This is a genomic window from Nocardia anocheti, from assembly GCF_029675105.1.
Taxonomy (GTDB): domain Bacteria; phylum Actinomycetota; class Actinomycetes; order Mycobacteriales; family Mycobacteriaceae; genus Nocardia.
Genome location: NZ_JAQQFV010000016.1, coordinates 1 through 19,321, shown reverse-complemented (window position 1 = coordinate 19,321; position 19,321 = coordinate 1). Strand labels below are relative to the sequence as shown.

11 protein-coding genes are annotated in these 19,321 nt (G+C 65.8%); 1 reads left to right on the top strand and 10 read right to left on the bottom strand.

Features of this window, described 5'->3' with window-relative positions; genetic code table 11:
* Positions 1-261: 261 nt before the first annotated feature.
* From QC180_RS29555 to QC180_RS29540, 4 genes are all read right to left on the bottom strand, one after another.
* Complete coding sequence (locus QC180_RS29555) at positions 262-1,986, bottom strand: hypothetical protein (protein ID WP_278266152.1); 1,725 nt, start codon at positions 1,984-1,986, stop codon at positions 262-264.
* Between the two features lie 47 nt (positions 1,987-2,033).
* The gene (locus tag QC180_RS29550; RefSeq protein WP_278266151.1) at positions 2,034-8,000 is read right to left on the bottom strand and encodes a DUF4011 domain-containing protein; all 5,967 of its coding nucleotides are present in this window, start codon (positions 7,998-8,000) and stop codon (positions 2,034-2,036) included.
* Positions 8,001-8,181: 181 nt separating this feature from the next.
* Positions 8,182-9,441, bottom strand: coding sequence for a DNA sulfur modification protein DndB (locus tag QC180_RS29545; protein ID WP_278266150.1), 1,260 nt, complete (start codon positions 9,439-9,441; stop codon positions 8,182-8,184).
* Between the two features lie 40 nt (positions 9,442-9,481).
* Positions 9,482-9,703: a calcium-binding protein gene (locus tag QC180_RS29540; RefSeq protein ID WP_278266149.1), complete on the bottom strand. Its 222-nt coding sequence runs from the start codon at positions 9,701-9,703 to the stop codon at positions 9,482-9,484.
* On the opposite strand from QC180_RS29540, the gene QC180_RS29535 reads away from it, so the two are divergent.
* A complete protein-coding gene (locus tag QC180_RS29535) occupies positions 9,702-9,959 on the top strand; it encodes a hypothetical protein (RefSeq protein WP_278266148.1) in 258 nt (85 codons plus the stop codon). The genes QC180_RS29540 and QC180_RS29535 overlap by 2 nt on opposite strands.
* 33 nt (positions 9,960-9,992) lie before the next feature.
* Here QC180_RS29535 and QC180_RS29530 read toward each other — a convergent pair whose 3' ends face one another.
* The 6 genes from QC180_RS29530 to QC180_RS29505 all read right to left on the bottom strand — a co-directional run bounded on the left by QC180_RS29530 (position 9,993) and on the right by QC180_RS29505 (position 19,266).
* Positions 9,993-10,154 carry a hypothetical protein gene (locus QC180_RS29530; protein WP_278266147.1) on the bottom strand — a complete coding sequence of 54 codons (162 nt, stop codon included), beginning with the start codon at positions 10,152-10,154 and terminating at the stop codon, positions 9,993-9,995.
* 486 nt (positions 10,155-10,640) lie between these two features.
* Positions 10,641-11,072, bottom strand: coding sequence for a DUF4189 domain-containing protein (locus tag QC180_RS29525; protein ID WP_278266146.1), 432 nt, complete (start codon positions 11,070-11,072; stop codon positions 10,641-10,643).
* A gap of 320 nt (positions 11,073-11,392) precedes the next feature.
* Entirely contained in the window at positions 11,393-12,223 is an 831-nt protein-coding gene (gene drmC / locus QC180_RS29520) for a DISARM system phospholipase D-like protein DrmC (RefSeq protein WP_278266145.1), read from the bottom strand.
* Positions 12,114-14,150, bottom strand: a complete 2,037-nt coding sequence (drmB, locus tag QC180_RS29515; protein ID WP_278266144.1) for a DUF1998 domain-containing protein — start codon at positions 14,148-14,150, stop codon at positions 12,114-12,116. Before drmB ends, drmC begins: the two co-directional genes overlap by 110 nt.
* Before the next feature lie 8 nt (positions 14,151-14,158).
* Positions 14,159-17,890: a DISARM system helicase DrmA gene (drmA, locus tag QC180_RS29510; protein ID WP_278266143.1), complete on the bottom strand. Its 3,732-nt coding sequence runs from the start codon at positions 17,888-17,890 to the stop codon at positions 14,159-14,161.
* 14 nt (positions 17,891-17,904) lie between these two features.
* Positions 17,905-19,266 (bottom strand): recombinase family protein, encoded by a 1,362-nt coding sequence (locus tag QC180_RS29505; protein ID WP_278266142.1) that lies wholly within the window; start codon positions 19,264-19,266, stop codon positions 17,905-17,907.
* Positions 19,267-19,321: the final 55 nt, after the last annotated feature.

Below are 19,321 nucleotides of genomic sequence, written 5' to 3'. Positions count from 1 at the left end.
CCGGTGCTGAATCCTGCGCAGTCGCGTCGGCGGACAACGCCTCTGGGCGACCCGTCTCGTCACCGAGTCCCTCGGTATCGAAAGGGCCGGAGATCGCGACCGTCGCTGAATCTGGATCTCGCTGTGTGGTCACGGTTTCTGAAACCGAGTCGGGCTCCTTCACGTGAGGTGGAGCGCCACCGCCCGCTGTGTCGGGTGCGGACGCGGTGGCCTCGGCAGCAGCGGCGGTCTCGCACCTCGGCGCCTCTGACATTGTCCGAATTACCTCCGTCGTTTGGCGAACAGGTCTCGCCACCAGTGCTTCGAGGTAGCGGCGCCCTGCGTGGGAGCTGCGTCCACCTCGTTGGGGCTTTCTGCTGGCATCTCGTCCCGAGTCTTCCACGGCGGGGTGTCGGATGTCCGCGGAGTCCAGTTCTCGGCGCTCGACTGGCTGGTGGTCGTGGTGATTTCGTTCGGAACGCGCCGCTGGGCGGTGGTCGGGACCGGAGTCGGTGTTGCGTCGGCCAGCCGGTGCTTTCGTCGAGTGTGGGTGGTGCGCGTCATCTCCTGGGTTTTGTTCGCTGGGTGCGTTTCCATGGCGCCGCCGAGCCCGGTCGCCGGTGTCATGCTGGTCGTGTCTGCCAAAACGGGGGGTGAGCTCGTCGTAGCCGCGGCTGTCGCCCAGGAATCGTTTCTCCTGCCCGTGGCTGGGGAGGCCTGGCCGGGGGCGGCCGTCGGCTCGCGGTTCTCTGAGCTGAGACTCATCGGCTCGCTTCGAGCCTCGCTGTTGTTTCTTCTTCGTATTGCCTGTGCCGTTGCTGTCCGAGTCACCCTTGTCGGAGCGACCGCTGGCGGCGTTTCGGGCCTCGGTGGGCTTGGGGTGGTTGCCGTTTCCGCGGTGGCCGCGTGCCACATCGCTCCTTTGTTCGTGGTGAGGTCGAGGCGGGAGTCCACCCACTGCTCGGGGAAACCATTCTGGCTGGCCGCCCGCACGGCCCCGCCGGCACGGGGGTCGCCGGTCGCGAGGTGGTGCTCGGCGACGAACAGCACGGCCTTGATCTGGTCATAGCGGTCGGCGCCGCGGTAGTCGAAGTTTGCGACATGGTCGCTCGTGGCCGCGTCGAGCGGTTCGCCGCACAGCTCCACGACGGCAGCGGTGTAGTCGTCCATCAGGAGCTGTTCGAGGTGGGCGAGCTCGCCGCCGATCGCCAGCTGATCGGCGGGGGCTGTCTGGGCAGCCCACATCCGTCCGAGGCGGCCGGCGATGGCGCCGAGGCGGGGACTCAACGCCCGATGCGCCGCTTCATCGAAATGATTGAAGTGGAAGGAGATCACGCTGGTGATCGCACAGGCGACAGGCCGGTGAAGATCCCCCAGCAGCTGGGCCGCGCGATTGAGTTTCTCGCGGTGGCGGGCCGCGGTCGTCGCGTCGACACCGGCTCCTCGACCGGATAACCAATACAGGTATTCGGCGATTCCGCCTGCGTAGTTACGGGCGCTGTCGAAACTCTGCGCGCGGTCGTAGAACGCGCTGATCGATCCGGCGGTGATCACGCCGCGGTCGAGCAGATCCTCGACCGCGGCCTCGACACCGCGCAAGTCCTGCTCCGACGGGATCGAGAAGTCGAATTCGTGAACACGGTTGGATCGCGCGTTGCTGATCTGAACTACAACGATGCCGCGGGCGGTCGACAGCCGGGTTCCGAGTTCGGCCGGTTCGACCTCGGCGCCGTCGATACGAACACCAGTGCAGTGCGAGACGGTCCAGTCGCCGGGCACGGTACGGCGCTGCACCAGCAGCCGAGCATCACCGCACACCATGCCTCGGTACCCGAGCACCGGCCGTGCGATCGGATGGGTGGTGAAAACGTGCTCGCGGAGTTCGTACAGGTCCGTGAAGGTGGCGTCGCACTCCGCGCAGGGCAGCTGTAGCGGCTGTGCGGGTTCCGGTGGTGGTGCCCAGATCTCCTCGTGGAAGTCGGCATAGCCCGTTGACCAATGAGCCACGGTTGTCTCTCCGTTCCTGGTTGCTGCGGACTTCCGGTGTATCGGTGTCAGGATCCGGCGCGCAACAGGGAATCGATCCGGATCAGGCGGCCGTTCTGCACGGCCCGGTCGATGCACGCTTCCAGCCGCTGCCTGCTCGGTCCGCTGAGCTTGGTCTTCCCGAATGCCGCCAGGGCCTCGCGCATCAGGGTTTCCTCGTCCAGCTGGCGCGCGCCACAGCCCGCGACCAATGCGTTGATGATCTCCTCAGGCGCGATCCCGCTCAACGACACAGGGTTGGCGCGGAACCCTCGCCATGCTTGGCGGTCGATCTGGTGCGGCCAGACGAAGGTTCCCAGCGAGCACTTGTGCACCAGTTCGGTGGGAACGCAGTCGATGATGAGGTCTTTGCGCACAGCGGGAACTCGGTCGTAGCCGAAGCGTCTACCGATGCTCTGGGCCAGCCGGTCCAGTTCGATCGGGCCCTCTGTCTCGACGGTCACACGCACCGCCTCGGTGACGATGTGCCGGATCGACGGCGAGTTCGTTCGCTCGAGATCGTCCTTGCTGCCAAGGCGCGAAGTCGGAGCCTCGTGGTAGGCGGTGGCTTTGCCGTGCCAGTCCCGCGGAACCGCTTCCGGTGTCGATGGTGTGGCCGAGGCAATCTCGGTCTCGGTGATGTGCACTGGCGCTGCGTTCGCCAGCAGCGCCGGCTCGTCCGGCTCGGTCACGATCGCGGAATGCGCGGCGGATGTGGGTGCGGCGTCCTCGGCGGCTGGTACGACCTTAGCCTGCTCGATTTCGGTTGCCCGAGCGGCCACAGCGGACTCGAGCTGCTCGTCGAGAAGCCGGCGACGTCGGCGCGCGGCATCGACCGCCGCCTCGATCCGGTCCAGCACAACCTCGGGCGCGTCGATCCACTCGGGCAGCCACACCCGCACCGAACAACCCCAGTGCATCATCGTTTCCAGCAATCGGGGCGTCAGATCGCGGTCGGTGACTGTCGGCCGGGCTCGCCACTTCGGGCCGTCGAGCAGGATCGCTACCTGCCAGTGATCGCAACCCGGCTCACGGACCACGACGTCGAGAACGAATTCGGAGAGTCCGTAGTTCGTTTCCACCTCGAAGCCGCGCCGGCGCAGTTCCGAACACAGGTCTCGCTGGATCGGATCCACTGAGGAGTCGGTCTGTGCCTTGGCGCTGTCGCCGGGGTGCCCTGCCGCCATTTCGAGGTAGCCGCGTAGGTGCTTCATACCGGTCGACGTCGTTCGTGACAGATCGATATCTGACGGGTCGAACGAAGTGAAGACGATGACTTTGCGTCGTGCCCTGGTGATCGCGACATTGAACCGCTTCTCGCCACCGGTTCGGCTGAGCGGACCGAAATTGAGGGGAAGCTGGGACTCGCCGGGCTTCGCCGAGAACGCCGCGGTGAACAGGATGACATCACGCTCGTCACCTTGAACGTTCTCGAGGTTCTTGACGAAGATGCCCTCCTCGGCATCGGGTTGCAGCTGTTCGAGAACCAGAGGGTCGTCGGAGGACTCGAGCAGGTCTTGGACCAGGTCGCGTTGCTGGATATTGAAGGTGACGACGCCGATGCTCTGCCCGGCAAGGTGTGGCGTGGCAAGGCGGCGGCGGATCTCCTCGACGACGGCCTCGGCTTCGACTCGGTTGGTGCGTAGTCCCTGGCGCTTCTCCCGATTGAAATGGCCTGGCACCCGGCGCCATTCGACGCCAGCGGTGACGTCACCGCCGGGGGACGGCAAGCTGGCGAGCTTCCCCTCGTAGTACTCCTGGTTGGAGAAGCGGATGAGCGATTCGTCTTGGCTGCGGTAGTGCCACGACAACCACAGCCGGGGAACCCCGGACTCGACGCATTCGGTGAGGATGCTCTCGAGGTCTTCGGGAGCGGTAGTCTCGTCGTCTTCGTCGGAGTCGTCACCGACGGTGGTGACCTGGCCGAAGGAGGTCGGTGGCATCTGCTGGGAATCTCCGACGATGACCGCCGAACGACCGCGACCCAGTGCGCCGATCGCCTGCGCGACCGGCACCTGCGAGGCCTCGTCGAACACGACGATGTCGAATGTCGCCGAGCCCGGCGGGATGAACTGCGCGAGTGAAGCCGGGCTGACGAACACACACGGTGTGGCGGCGAGGATCTGATCGGCATATCGAAGCATCAGCTGCCGGAAGCTGGCCCCCGCTCGTGTCCGTTCGAGCTGACCTCGCAGTTCGCCGATCTCGCCGGAGAGCGCGTTGGCCTGGAACGGCCGACGCCGCAGCAGCTCGGCCGGAAGCGCTTTCACCTGCTCGTCACGCAATCCCACTGCGGTCCGGACGAAGTCGTCGATCTCGCCATCACGGAGATCCGACAGAAAACTGTCGAGACCGTTCAAGCGCCTGCGCTCTTCGATCGATCGCTGTGCGGTTCCCCGGACGAACGCCGCGGTCGCTTCGGCGGCGGGAATCGCGCCGGTGAGAAGTTGCTCGATGAGACCGTCCAGCCCGGCATCGCGGAGCGGGTTGAGCGAGCTCGACATCTGCGACCAACCGAGGATGCGCCCGGCGCCGAAATGCTCCGCGTCCTCGACCAGTTCGTGCTGTGTCCGTTCCCAGGCGACTACCCAATGGTCACCATCGCGCCACCGCGCCAGGTCGCTGTCGGTGGTGCCGAGGCACTCGCGCAGATCGTGCCAACCTCGCTGGACATCTTCGAGCAGCTGGATGCCGTTGTCCGGCAAGAAGTCCACGGATTCGAGCAAGCACCATTCGGCCGGGTGCCGGTCGACGAAGCCGACTGTGGCCGCGATGTATTCGATCACCGTCTGCAACTCATCAGCACTGGCATCAGCCAGCGGGTTCCATCGCAGCGGAAGCCAATAACCGAGCAGGTGGGCAGCGTGGTGCTTGGTCCGAGCCAGTTCCCCGCGCACCTGTGGGATCGCACGCAGCAGCGGCAGTACCGCCTCCGGTGTGAGGTCCGCGCCGGTCCGGGCGAAGGGAGCGAGGTTCTGCTGGAACTGCTCGGCGCGCTTCTTCTTACCGAAGACGCCTTTGCCGCTGTCCTCGGCCTCGGCGATGAACCGTTCGGCGTCACCTGATTCGAGGAACATCGGCGTGAATACCGCCAGAATCGCTGCGCAGCCCTGGCGCAGTCGCCCGATCTCGTCGAACAGCTCACGCCGCCGCGCTTCGAATTGCGGACCGCGCATCCAAGCGAGGGCATCGTCGTCGGGGACCGGACGACCGATCTGGCGTCGGGCGGCGGGCTGGAGAACGCTGATGTGCTCCGGGTCGTCCAGACTCTCCAGAACTCGACGAACACGGTCATCGGCGCACGCGCCGCGCATCGCGTCAGCGGTCCGGCGCAGCACGGCGAGGATCTGACCCGCATCGGTATACGGGGGGATGATTCCGGTGAGCGACCACGCCACGCCCTGCCGGACCTCGAGCTGGCGAGCAGACCTCGAGAACAGCTCGAGGCAGCGTTTCACTTCCTCCCAGCCCACTGGCGGACGTGTCACGTAGGACAGGGGAATATCGCCCACATGACCCTGCCCGATCTCGAGGTACTCCTCGTACGCGCTCCACAGGGACTGGTCGATCGCGTTCCGGTCGTGCACCTTGCCCGGGTAGTCCGCCAGCGGTGCGAGACGGTCCCGGAATTCGGTCAGCCGCAGCTGCCAGCTGCGCTCGTTGTAGTGCGACGAATTGTCGATCGCGGCCTTGAGCTGATCGCGAATCGCCTTCGGTGACTGGTTCTTTCCGTGCAGGTCCAGAGTGAAGTCCCGCAGCCCCACCTTGTCGAGTCGTTTCCGCACGACCTCGAGGGCTGCTTGCTTTTCCGCGACGAACAGCACCGTCTTCCCGAGACCGAGCGCATGCGCGATGAGGTTGGTGATCGTTTGCGATTTCCCGGTTCCCGGCGGGCCTTCGAGGACGAAGGTCCGGCCGGCCGCAGCGAGCGCGATCGCCCGCAGCTGTGATCCGTCGGCGGGGATCGGAACCACGACATCGGCCTCGTCGACGTCCACCTCGTCCAGGCCGAAGGGTCCATCGGCGTGTGGATCGCGGAAGGACTCCCCGACATGGTGGGTCAGGTGCCGGACAAGGGCGCTGCGCTCCACCGTATCCCAGCTTTCGGCGAGGTCTTTCCAGATGCCGAAGGTGCTGAACTGGCAGATCGCCAGCGTGGCGACCTCGTCGATGCGCAGATCCAGTTCGTAGTCGACCAGTGCCTTTCGGATCCCGCGCAGCACGGCGGTCATGTCGAGGCCGCTGTCGTCGAGTTGTGGCGCTTCGAGCGCGTCGATGGTCACATGGTGCTTGAGCCGCAACCACTCCACCAGACAGCGATTCGGGGTGGCGACCTCGGTGCTGTCGGCGACGATCTGAAAGGGCTTGCGCCCCGCCCCACCGATGATCCGCACCGGCAGCAGGAACAGCGGAGCCCTGGTTTCGGTGCCGTTGGGGGCGCGGTGGATGAGGGCACCGAGCGTCAGATACAGGTTCGCGCTGCCGGTCTCCTCGCGCAAGGTACGCGCGGCTTTGGCGAGACCCTTCAGACGGCGAACGGCGGACTCGCGAGTGACGGCGGCGAAAATCTGGCGGTCGTCCGCCAGACGGGTGCGCAGCAACTCGGGATCGAGGTCGGCGGCGGAGCGTGCGCCTCGGAGTTGCTGGATGGACGACAGGTCATCGTGGGGGACAAGCGTGAGGGCGGCGCCGTCATGTATCAGGTCGTCGAGGACAGCAAGTCCGTCGCGCGGGATGTGCAGGTCGATGACCTGTGCCGACGGCTTGAGGTTCAACAGTCGGTTGCGCAGACTCAGATCCAGCAGGGCGCGCTTCCACGCGCGGACCCGCGCCGGTGCGGTATCGGTGGGGTCGAGGACTTCGCCGGTCTCCTGGCGGCTACGCAGTTCGTCGGGCAGCTCGAGGTCGATGGGACTCGTGGCAGACTCTTGCGATGAATCGCCGGGTTCCAGGTCATCCCAGCTCGGCAAGGGAAGCACGCCGCTCTTTCGGGCGGCGGTGATCCCGACCGTGCCCGCCAGCTTCTCCGGTGTGCTGAAATGCTGACGGGCCCGGGCGATCGCGTTCGTGAACGAACCGTTCGCCGATCCGTCGTAGTACACCGCTTCGACGGGCACCACGCTGCCCGATTCGACCAGGTTGACCAGGGCGTTCCGCTCAGTCAGCGAGGGACTCGGCAGCGTTGTCTCCCCGCTGAGGAACCCGGCGAAGGCGTGATCGTCGAGCAGCCACACCAACGGCCGCAGCCCAGCGGCCTCCAGACAGGCGGCGTAGGTGACCGCCAGGTCGATACAGGTGCCCAGGCGTTGCTGCAATACCTGCGCGCTGGTCCGGATCTTCTGACCGGTCGCTTCGAACGACGCGGGCGGCGTGATGTAGCCAATGCCGCGGGCGCGCAGCGACTCGTAGATAGCCATCGCGATGGCGGCGGCGCGTTCCTGTCCCCCTTGATAGCCGCTGATGGAGGCATCTCCGGTGTGCGACCGCAGCAGATCGGCGGCGCCGCTGAGCACCGACTGCACCGCGGCGGTGTTGGGCTGGACGAACGCCGCCAGCGAATCGTAGAACGCGGGCGCGTTGAACCATTCGTTGTGTGCGAGCACCTTCACGGGGAGAGCCAGGTGGAGTTCCTGACCCCACATCCGGGTGACCGTCACACTGAGAGTCGCCGGATGGCTTTCGTTCAGATCGCGCAGATAGCCGACAGATGGCGCGAATCCGGCGAAATCATCCCAGTGCGCCTCGGCTCCGGCGGCGAGACCGCCGTCGTAGGTACGAACCCACTGCGGCGCGAGTTCGGCGCCGTTGCCGTGCAGTCGAACTGTCACCGTGACGTCGATCGCCGCCGACCCGGACGAGTTCGTGACGTAGATACCCGAGATCAACGGCACACTGTTGTGGACGAGCGCGAGATTGATCGCCGGCTGGGCCGACACCTGGACTGTCAAGCTCCCGTCGGCCGCTGTGCTGTCTTCCCACAGCCGGGTGTGCGTCACATCTACCTCCACGTCTTGCGAACTCGTTGCCGGTCTCTGGCCCTTGTCCGGGCACGGAGATCGCATCGCTGCCCGTTTGCCACGGCCGCTGCTGCCGACCACGATGCTGCCGCCGCCGAAGACCATATCGAGGCCCACGGGCCGCGCATTACGTGGAGCTCGGTGTCGGCGACCCGGTGCCTCACAGCAAGGTCGGCGGCCGCTGATACCAGCTCGCGACTACGTCGACCAGATGGACGATGTTCTGGGTCCGCATGATCGGCGCCGCCGCGTTCTGCTCGAAGTCGACTCCGGCAGCAGAGCTCCGCCACAGGCTGGTCTCGGCGACAGGGGCCGCCATGTGCGGATCCAGGCGCTTGAAGAATTCGGCGATGTCACCCAGCTCAGCGGGGTTGGCGCTGCTGCGCAGTTCCCGGAAGACCCCGCCGAGCACGCGCCACATGCCAATCGAACCGAGCAGCGAGGTGCGGCGCAGCTGCTGCGACAGCGACTCAGCGCTGCCCGATGCTGCCGGGTCCTCCTCGGTGATCGCGGCGAGATCGGCGAACCCGAGGGACATCGCATCGAGAAAGTCCTTGACCTGTTCGATGACCTCACCATCGGTGAGCGTCTGCTCAGCCTTCTTGCTGATCCGGCCGCCGGCGCCGGCGATCACCGCGCGGGTGATATCGGCGACGTGCTTGGCGCCCATCAGGTTCGGGTTCTTCAGCGTCATCCGGTCCTGTTCGGCATCGACACGGCCCTTCAACAAGGGATGATCGATGACATCGGACAGCGTCCGGTTGGCGACCTTGTAGTTGTCGAAACGCGCCCGGACCGCGCTGCTGATGCCTTTGGCATTGTCGGCGACGTCGACGAACATCTGCTGGGCTTTGATCGGGTCGGGCTCGACGTAGATGTCGATGCCCACGTACTCCTGCTTCAGCCGATTCATCTGCCGGACCAGCTTGTCGCGTTCGGCCTGGAGCTTGGCGGCCCGATCGACGCTCACCTTGCGAGCCAGTTCGCGATCGACGGCCGAGATCCCGTCGGTGATGCGCTGCTTCTCGATCGAGACGCCGAGAACCCGGTGCTGTCCGTCGATGGTGCGCAGGGTGGCGATGCCACCGATGGCCCACGGCACCGTGAGATAGCCGACCCGGCCTTCGTCGTCGGCCTGGGTGAACACACACCCGCCACCGTCGCGGGCGAGCAGGGTCGGCGCGACCCAGTCCTGTTTGGCGTCGAGGTACTGACCGAACTGCTTGGCGTGCAAGCGATCTACCTTGCGGTTGTCCTTATCGACATTGTTCGGGTCGGGCACCGGAAGGATCGTCGGCAGATCGAGCAGCGGAACGCGGGTGGAGTACACCGCGCGGCCACCCTGGACGGTCTTCAACGCCAGGTAGGTGCTGGAATCCTGCGGTCGCGACAGCAGGCTGTGGTCGATGGAAATCGTCATGAGGTCTCCTCGAGTTTGTCGATCGGGGCCGGCGCGGTGATCAGCACTGGTGCGGTTCGCTGTTCTTCACGACGGAAAGCACCGCCTCGCCTTCACCGAAGGCGGTGCCCGGCGCCGGGTTCTGCGCGACGACGATCCAGTTGCGGTCTACGATCTGGGCCCGGTCCTTGCCGGTGGCGTCGGTCGAGCGGGAGAAGAACACCCCGGCGGCCTGAATCGCGTCCTGGGCGTCCTGCAGGTTCAGGCACACGACGGCGGGCATGATCGCGGTGGTCGTGACCGGTGCGAGTGTCGTGCTCGGCGTGGCCGACGCCATGGTCGTAGTCGGCGTTACCGGGGTGGGTGTGGCCGACGACGTGGCAATCGTCGGGGAAGCCGCGGCCGAACTGGTGTGGGCGAAGTCGGTGCCTTCGGTGGCCGCACAACCGGTCAGTGCGACGGTGGCGACCGCGCAGATGCCGAGACCGCGAGCGACGACTCCGCGCGCTGCGATCGAATTCCCCTGTGCTGATGAATGATTCATGGATTCTCTCCCTGGTGTGTACGGACACTCACTTGTGATTCATCGCCTCGAAGATGGCGAGGATGATCCAGACCGGCAGCCACAGCCCGCAGGTGAGCAAGGTGAGCACCAGGTGCAGACCATGGTTGGTTCCGCGACGGACCAGGATCGGCCCGCCACCGACCCCGTTGTTCTGGGTTACCGAGATCATCGGCATCGGGTATCCCGGCGGCACCGCGTATCCGTGCTGGGCGGGATAGCGCGCTGCCGGATAGGGCGGGTTGGGGGCAGGCGGATACGGCGGGCTGTGAACGGGCGGATGTGCGCTCGGTGCCGGGTATGTCGGGGAGATCGGCCGCGGGGGATATGCGACATCGCGTGGGGTCGGCGCCGTCGGGATCGGACCCTGAGCCGCCGGGAACACCTCCTGGCGGGGGTGGAGCGCAGGGGGAGCGGGCGGAGTGGATACGGCCGGCGGGTTTGTAGGGGGTTCGGAGGTCTTGTCGAAAGGCTCGGTCATCGCCGCACCCCGCCGAGATGTGCGAGGTAATTGCCAAAGCCGCCGGCGCGAATGCCGGCCTTCTGGGAGTCGGCGTTGTCGATGTCCAATGCGGCGGAAGTGAAGTCGTCGGTCACTCGATGTCCTCGGAGAAGTGGCGGCATGTGAAGTGCCGCGGGGGATCAGGTGCTGTGGTGCTCACGGCTGGCACCGGGACCACCAGACGACGACACCGCGTCCGGGGTTCTTCAGCACCGCGTCGAAGTCCGCCTCGGTGAGGCTGTTGCCGACCGAGTAGGAGTAGACGCGGCCGACCTTCTTGCCGTTTGAGATGCGATCGCCCACCGCGACAGCTCCGCACTGTCCGCTGGCGAAGGTCATGACGATCCGGCAGTCGTGCGCGGGCGCGCTCGAGCCGCTGGCGGGCGGGATCCTGCGGTCGCAGTCGGTGGTGGCCTGGTTCTTCGCCGCCTCCAGGTCGGTGGCGTTGTTGACGCTGTTGAGCAGGCCGTTGTCGGGGGAGACCGCGACGGCGGTCCAGCGGAGCTCGTCAGCGGTGGCCGGAGCGGTGGCTGCCGCGCCACCGGCGAGGCAAGCCAGTGTGAGGACGGTGGTGATCGAAGTCTTCATTTGCGATTTCCTCCAAAATGGTGCCGAGTGTTTGCGAAGAGGGCTTTCGGCAGTGAGCTGTGATCTCGGTTGATGCGCTTATGTGGCAGCGCGACATCGGCGCCGGACGTCGGGGCTGATCAAAGCGATGCGAAGCCGTCGTTTCACCTGCATGGCAGACAAGTTGAGCTGTGCGGTCACCGCAGACTCGTATCGGCTGGATCTGGCGGGGTGGTTATTCAGTGTCCCCGTGGTTGCGATGATCATCTTGCCCGATGGTTGCGATTTTCGCAACTTAATAATGGTTGTTCGACTCAGATCGCCATCATCGGCACGGACGGTCAGGAAGCGGAATCGGCCCTCACCAGCGTGTACAGCTCATCCTGGACTGCGAAGAGCTGCCGCTCGACGGCCTCGGCCAGCGCCGGGTTGTCGAGGAACACACCGAACTCGACATTGCGATGTTCGGCGCTTCGCGAGAAGTTGGCGCTACTCACCAGCAGGAACCGGTGGTCGATGACCAAGAGTTTCGCGTGATTGCGAACGTACTCACCGTCGAAGGCAGTCGTGCGGTAGACGACGCCAGGGTGCAGGTGCGCGGCGACTTCGGCGGTAGTCGGCGACCAGTTGTGCGACTGCCGGTCGGCTGCGTGGGTGTCGAGGTAGACCCGCACAGACACCCCGGGCCGGTGCGCCGCACGCCGCAACGCGGTCCAGAATCCGGACGAGCGCTGGAAGTTGAAGGTGGAGCAGATAACTGATTGACGAGCACCGTCGACGAGCCGGGTCACCTCGCTGGTGAGACGACCGGACCGAGCCAGCTGCCCAGGCAGCGTCCACAGCGGATCGACCGTCGGACGCGCAGCTCGCGCACCCTCGATCGCCCGCAGCACCGGAACCACGGCCTTCGGATCCAATTCCCGGAGCGAAGCCGCGACGACCGCGCGTCGATTCGGCGCCAGCGCTCGCAGCGCCGACCCAAGAGTATGACCGGCGGCCAGCCGGTCGGCGAGATCCTCGGCCTCGGTGCCGGTGAGAAGTTCGCCCAGCGTGCGCGCCGGGTCAGCTGGTCGGGGTGAAGAAACCAAGGCTGCTTCCCGGTAGATCGATAAGGAAGCGACGATCGAGGAAGCGGTTGGCTCGCTCGCAGGAGGTTTCCGATGCCATCGCACAGCAGTGGCAGGCGGCGCCGTGCAAGAAGTCCTCCGGGTCCTTCGGGGTACGGGTGGCGCAGATCGGGTCCGAGGAGCAACGTCGGGCCCGGCGCAGCGCCTGCTCGACGATCTCGGCGAGCCGCTCGGGCTTGCTCAGTTCCACCAGGCCACCGAGGGTGCCGTCGCTGTCGGACGCGGTGGTGCAGATGAGCACGCCGGCGGCGGGCTCCCTGGTTTCGGTCGCCTGCCAGGCATAGAGCCGCTCACTGAGGCTGGCGGCGTTGTAGCCACATGTCATCGCCATCTCCCGAATCAGGACGTGGGCGAAGGTGTGCAGCAGCCAGTAGCGGGGCGGACGCAGCCGGTCGTCGGGTTCGAGATCCTTGGCGGCAGTCTCCGAATAGCGGTTGTAGAAGTTGCGGGCGTGGGCCGCGCGCAGGGCAGCCCACAATCCGCTTTTCAGCACCCGCTGTTCCCAGGTGTCGATGGTCATCTCGTCGAACTGCAGGAAGATACCTTCGCCACGGTCCTCGGTGGCTACTGTCCAGGTGGGCCGGTTCGACCGCGCCAGTGGAACCATCCGATCGGGCAGGTCGTCGACCCGCTCGATCTCGTCGATGCGGGTGAATCCGACGAGCGCGTTGACCTTTCGCAACGATTCCACCGCCAGCACCCGGCTGAGCTGCTTCGGCAGATCGGCGTGCCGGTCGCGCCGGGACAGGGTCAGGCCGCTGTGCTGATCGGAATGCCGATCGCCGAGCGGATCGGCTTGCAGGTAGCGCCATTCCGGGACCAGCAGGTCGATCGGGTCCCACCGGGTTTGCTGTTTGTCCGAGGCGGACTCTTCCGGCGGCGCCATCGCGAGGTCCATCAGCTGTGTCAGCCGTTCATCGCTATACCCCGAGACGTCGATCTCTTTCTCTTGCAGGATATCGCGAGCGAAGTCGAGGCTCTTCGCGTACTTCGCCAGCTTGTCGCCCAGGGCGATCCGGATACGACTGGCGATCTCCGCGTCGAGCATCTCCTTCTGCTCCGGCATCACGATCACCGACTGGGTGGCGGGAAACCACAGGTTCGATGCGCCGACCAGCATCAGCCGGACCTCGTTGTGGCAGGGATAGAAGGCGTCGAGGTGGGCGTGCCTGCCCCGGCAGCGCGGCAGCTTGTCCCTGGCTGACTCACCTTGGGCTTCGTTCATGGCGCGGGACAATCCGCAGGCGCCGCACTTGATGGTCGCAAGGGCGCCTTTACCGCTGGACCGGTCGCTCATGGTCAACGGCGCTGTGCCCGGGACGGCCTCAGTGCATCCTCGCCCGCGGTGCACCCACAGTTCGTACGGGAATTCGTCGACATGCCCGTCCTCGCAGGCGAGCAGATACCGGGCAGGCACGGCCGGATGGGTATTCGCCTTTCTGTGGCTGCCTTTGCGACCCCGGCATGTGTGTTCGAACTGGGCCAGATCGGTGCGGAACGGGTGAGTGTTGACATAGGTGAAGTAGCCGAGCGGGCCCAGCCGGTCGCAGCTGGTGCAGCGCAACCACTGCGGGAAGATCCGGGCGGGGACGCCGAGATCGCTGCCTTCCTTACCGAAGTTGGATTTGCTCGCCTGCCATGGAAAGAAGCGCAGCTCGATATCGCGGTGGGCGCCCTTGATCAGCCTGCGCACTGCTTCGCGTAGCCGGGGCGCGTGGATGGTGCGAATACCGTCGCGGCGATTCCAGATCCGATCCCATTCGTCGAGTCCGGTGGGCATGATCGTGAAGTTCGGCAAGTCCATCACCGCACCGGGGCCGTAGGTATAGAGCAGGGTAGAAGGCCGGGCGGAACCGACTTTCGCCCGGTTCTTCAAGGTGCCCTGCTCCTGCGCCTCCTCGACGTCACCCAAAGGGTCCACGGCCTGCGAATGGTCGTAGATCGGGCCTGCAGTTGGGGTTTCGGTGGTCATGTGCGCTCCTAGTCCTGCGCCTCGGGCAGTTCCCACTGGGGTGCGGATGCGGGGGCGATGTAGGCGAGCCGCTCAGGAAGCGGGCTGACCAGCAGATTGATCTCCGGCTGGACTTCACGCATCGAGTTGGCGACAACGAACGGTGGCATGTCGCGGGAACCAGGCAGCCCCTTGGCGTTGTCGGGACTGATCATCAGGGTCGCAACTTGATCGTTCGGTTTCTTGTCGTAATTGAGGGTCTGTCCGCCGGCGATGAGGTCGGTTCGCCGTTTGGTCCACAGGTCGAGACGGTTGTTGAGCAATGTCTCAGCCAGTGCGGCGGCTTTGTCGTCCTGGGCGGCTCGTTTCATCCGCTCGACGAGCTGACCGATGAGGTCCTTCAGGTACTCGTGCTCCTCGTCGACCTGTCCGGCTCCGCTGTCACGTGAGAGCCCGTCCTTACGGGCGGCGGCACGCACACGCGCCGCGCTGACCAGAACACCGTCGACTCCACGTCCGAGCGCGGTCGTCGAATACGGAGTCACAGAGAGTGCTTCGACTTTGGCGTAGAAGGTTTCGTGGTAGTGCCGGAACTGTTCGAAGTGGGCCAGGTCGCGCGGCCGGGCCCAGTTGCCCAGCGTCACCACCAGTCCGGGCCTGTTCGGGTCTCGGCCGACGCGGGAGGACGCCTGAATGTATTCGGCGGTGTTCTTCGGCTGTCCGACGACCAGCATCAGCCCGAGCCGGGTGACGTCGACACCGACCTGCAGCATCGAGGTGGCCAGCACAGCGTCGTAGGGGACCGCATCGCGTTTGGTTCCCTTGGCGCCGGTCGCGTCCATGGCCGGATCGAACGAAACCGCCATGGTGTCGAGGACTTTGGTGATGTCGGCGCTGCCGACCCGGGAGGTCAGTTCGGCTGTTCGCAGCTGGTCGAAACCGGTCCCGTACCGCCGGGGCAGCCGCGACCACGGGCGACCTTTGCGCAGCATCGTCTGAATGTCGTCTCCCAGGTAGCGGGCCATGCCCGCCAGCTCCCGGGTGGCGCTGAAGTAGCCGACCAGCGTCATGTACGGGTCGGCGCAGGCGCCGGCCCGGTCGAGGAGCAATTGTCCAGCGGACATGAGCACCTCGGCGACGCGGATCTCCGCGGTGGTCAACCGGACACCGGTGGTGCTGATTCCCACATACCGGCGACCCGGCTTGTCCTGCGACACCGGTTCTTCCTTCGAGAAGAAGGTGTCACCCGCGTCGAGTACCTGCGGCGGGAAGATGGTGACATCGCGCCCGTACAGTTTGCGGACCTGGTCATCAGCCCGGAACGCGGTGGCGGTAGAGGCGACCAGCAGCGGCCGCACCGGGCGACCGGCCGGGGAACGCCAGGTGGTGATCACGTCGATCGCCGACTCGAACAGTCCGACCGTGGTGCCCAGCGCCCCGGTGATCAGGTGCAGCTCATCCTGGATGACCAGGTCCGGCGGGCGTAGCCGGCCCACCGGGCGGCGCGCCGCCGCCGGGTAGGCGCCCTTGGCGTTGTGCTTGTTGCCGTCCTGAAGCGCGCATTGCTTGTAGTCGGCATGCACATAGCCGTGCCGTTCGCACCGTTCGGCCACGTACCCGAACAGGGCGGCGGCTTCTCCTTCGCGGGCCAGCCGCGCGAACTTGTCGACGGTGGCGATGACGAACGACGGCGCGAGCCGGTAGATCTCTTCGTCGACGGTGAGCACCGGCAGCCCGTCGTCCACGGCGCCGCCCTCGGAGAAGGGGCATTCGGCGAGATCGTCGCTGCAGTAGACCCGTACCCGGCGCAGTACCTCATCGGTTTTCACCTGCGCGGCGTCGATCTTGTTGCCGCACCACGGGCAGCGCTGGATCTGCAGCACCGTGAGCCGGTGGCCGCGGCCGTCGTTGATGTTCCTGAGCTGGTCGCGGGCTTCCTCGAACCATTTCGGGCTGACCTGGGTTCCCACCCACAGCCCGATCCGGAACGGTTCGGTGCCCCAGGTGTCCTCATCGGCATGACGGGCCACCTCGGCCGCGCACACCAGAGCGGTCGCGCGCTGGAACTGCTGCGCGGTGAGCAGCCGCAGGGTGTAGCGCATGAGGACGGCGACGCCGGACAGCCCGTTCAACAGTCCTTCGTCGCTGTCGACAACGCCCTGCCGCCGCCGAACCGCGAAGGTGTAAGCGGCGAGACCGAGGTAGGCCTCGGTCTTGCCGCCGCCGGTGGGGAAGAACAGCAGCTGCGCGGTGGCCAGTCCGCTGTTGCTCGCGGACCCGGAGCGCCGCGGCATGGTGGGCTCGGTGAGCATCGGGAGCTGCATGAGGATGAACGCCAGCTGGAAGGTGCGCCAGGAGTGGGCCAGCGCGCCCTTCTCGGCCAGGACCGCCACGCGCGCCTCGTCGATGCTCTCGTCGCGGAATTCCTTCTTCGCGCGGCGTTCGGCGATCTGGCTGTGGATACGCTGGGCGGCCATCACCTCGTTCATGAACTGGAAGCAGCGCAGCGCGGTGTCGTCGGTGAGCAGGTGGAACAGGCCATCGGCCAGCTGCTGGTGCACCGCGCGGGCTTCCTCGACGGCCCCGAGGGCCACCGTCCGCAGATGCGCGGGAAGCTTCTTCGCGCGTCGCTCCTCACCGTCGAGCCACTTCGCGTAGTCGGACACGATCGGTTCCAGGCCGGTTCGCAGTTCACCTTTGGTGGCCTCGGCGAGCCTTGTCATGTCCAGCAGCGCGCGCACCTCGCCCGCGGTGGTCTGTGGTGTCTCGGTGACCGGGAGCCAGGTGGTCCACACCTTCCGGGCCCGCGGGGAACGGGTCGCGGTGTCCCACTGCTCTTTCGGCCAGGTGTCGACCTGCCAGTCGACCGAACAGGTACGGCCGACGGCGTACTCGAGATGCTTACGGTACTGCAGATTCAACCGGGCACGGTCGTCGTCCAGTTCCTGATGGTCCTCGGTCAGGGGGTCCGATGCCGGCAGGAACACGTCGGCGCCATCGGCCTCGACTTCCAGTTTCGTCTGGTACAGCCACGCCTCGGTGGGGATGTGACGACCGGTCTCCCGGTCGTTGCACAGCGCGACCTCGACGAGCAGCCGGTCGTTGTCCGCGTAGGTGTCGATGCGCAGCACCACGGTGTCCCGCAGCGGGACTTCCTTCGTCTCCCCCGGGAGGAGATCGGAAACCTTGATCGGGGTCGGAAAGACGAATGGTGTGCGCTGGAAACGTGGAGTCTTGCGAGCCCGCTGCTCACCAGCCGCCCGCTCAAGTTCCTCAGGCTTCGCTCGGTTGTACTGCCCCCACGAGGCGGTCACGGTGAACGAATCCAGCCCGGCCGGGATCTGGAACCGCAACCCCATGGACGCAGGAATCACCAGGCCGCGCTTGGGCGCCGCATCCTCCGACTCGTTCGAACCGGAGTCCTCGTCGGCCGCGGCGGTGCTGTCGTCCACCGCGGTCACCGGGACGCCGCGGGACTGCTGCGCATCCAGGTCGTCACCGACGTCGGTGTCGGGTTCGTCGGTGTCCTGGTCGGTCGGAATGCCCCGGTCGGTGATCCGCACCGGAGCGATACGGCCGATCAGGTAGGCCTGGTCGGGGGTGGTGTCGATGACCTCGTTGCTGCCGTTCGCCGGACCGAGAAGTTCGCGCTCCAAGATGTCGGCCAGGTTCTCGCGCGCAACGAAAGACGAGCCGTCCGGCTCGTAGTCCAGTTGGTATGGCGCCTCAGTCCGAGCTGGCTCTGTGGATGTCTCCGACATGGTGTCAGTCTGCCTCACCTGTCCGACAAGTCTTGGGTTGGCGTACTTGATTGCCGATGGACTGCAACAGCTGGCAGGCTCCTGGAGTCGACGGCAATGTGTCGCTCGGAGGACCGCCATCGCAGCAGGATTCGATCCTCATCGAAGTGTCGCCCAACCACACCACGACGGATACGTAGGCTCTCGAGCTGAGTAAGAAAGACTCCGCGCCGAGCCGAATGGTCCAACCCGGCGGCGGACCAGCACTCCCGAACCGTTGTGCCGTTGAGCGGCTCATTCCCACGTTCATCGAGGAGCCGTCTTGTGAGAAACGGGTCGAGCGTGACCCGGCTCTGCGTCTGTCTGCAGCTCGGGCAGTAAATCACCGGTCGCCTTTGGTTGGTCCCTCGGCACATGTACACCTCGCAGTCGTCGCAGCGCGCGATCCGGGACAGGAACGGGTTCGTAGATTGTCGGTCGCGCCGCTTTCGGGCCTGTGGAACATCGCGAGAGTTCAGGAGGTGCAGGAGTGTGGCAAACTCCTCGGCGGTGATGATCGCCAGCGACTCGTTGACGACTGGATCGCCAAATTCGTCGCGCACCACGGCTGAGGGGTCCGCGCGCTTGGAACTCCTCGACCTGCCTGGATTGTGCGGGGTCATCCCTGCCAAGATGGGGTTACGCAATAGCCCGTCGACTGTCTGCCGGTTCCACGCTGTACTAGCCGCGTTCTGCCGCGTCCGTGCACGATCGGGAAGCGGAGCGCCTTGTTCGGTGAGCCATGCCGCAATAGCATTGACTGTGACACCGCGAAGGGCCATCCTCACAGCCTCAGTCAGCCAAGCGACGTGGTCTGGGTTCTTGACGAGCACACGGCCAGGCCCTGAGGGATTCGCCGTCGAGCTGTAGCCATACGGTATCCCGCCACCTACGAAGCGGCGGTCCTTGATCAGTTGAGCCCGTGCGGCACGGACGCGAGCTCGGATCGCCTCGGCCTCCATTTCGCCGAACACCGCGAGCATGACCGCGAATGCCCGGCCTTGCGGGCTGGTCATATCTATGGGGTCCTCGACGGCGACGAGTCCTGCCCCACGCTTCTGGAGTGTTTCGTCTGCATGGAGGAAGTCCAGTACTCGCCGCGCGAGCCGGTCGACCTTCCAGATCACCACCGCGTCGAAGTCATGGCTGGCGAGCAGTGCGCTCCAGCCCTTACGGTTCTCGGGTCTGCTGGCGGTTGCTGATACGCCGTCATCGATGTACTCGCCGATGACCTCCCACCCGCGTGCATCAGCGTATTTGCGGCACGACTGAAGCTGGCGAGCGATCGAGACGGATTCCTCCTTGGTGACGCTAAGTCTGGCGTAGAGGACGCATCGGTGGGTTCGGATGGGGTTCATGGTAGCCACGATGCTGGGTTATTCCCCTGTGTTGCAATAGATCTCGCTAAGCGCT

Bases quoted from the DNA above. Each gene is read 5' to 3' on its own strand.
- QC180_RS29545 (WP_278266150.1), bottom strand. From the start codon at position 9,441: ATGACGATTTCCATCGACCACAGCCTGCTGTCGCGACCGCAGGATTCC.
- QC180_RS29535 (WP_278266148.1), top strand. From the start codon at position 9,702: ATGATCGCGGTGGTCGTGACCGGTGCGAGTGTCGTGCTCGGCGTGGCC.
- QC180_RS29540 (WP_278266149.1), bottom strand. From the start codon at position 9,703: ATGCCCGCCGTCGTGTGCCTGAACCTGCAGGACGCCCAGGACGCGATT.
- QC180_RS29530 (WP_278266147.1), bottom strand. From the start codon at position 10,154: ATGATCTCGGTAACCCAGAACAACGGGGTCGGTGGCGGGCCGATCCTG.
- QC180_RS29525 (WP_278266146.1), bottom strand. From the start codon at position 11,072: ATGAAGACTTCGATCACCACCGTCCTCACACTGGCTTGCCTCGCCGGT.
- drmB (WP_278266144.1), bottom strand. From the start codon at position 14,150: ATGACCACCGAAACCCCAACTGCAGGCCCGATCTACGACCATTCGCAG.
- drmA (WP_278266143.1), bottom strand. From the start codon at position 17,890: ATGTCGGAGACATCCACAGAGCCAGCTCGGACTGAGGCGCCATACCAA.
- QC180_RS29505 (WP_278266142.1), bottom strand. From the start codon at position 19,266: ATGAACCCCATCCGAACCCACCGATGCGTCCTCTACGCCAGACTTAGC.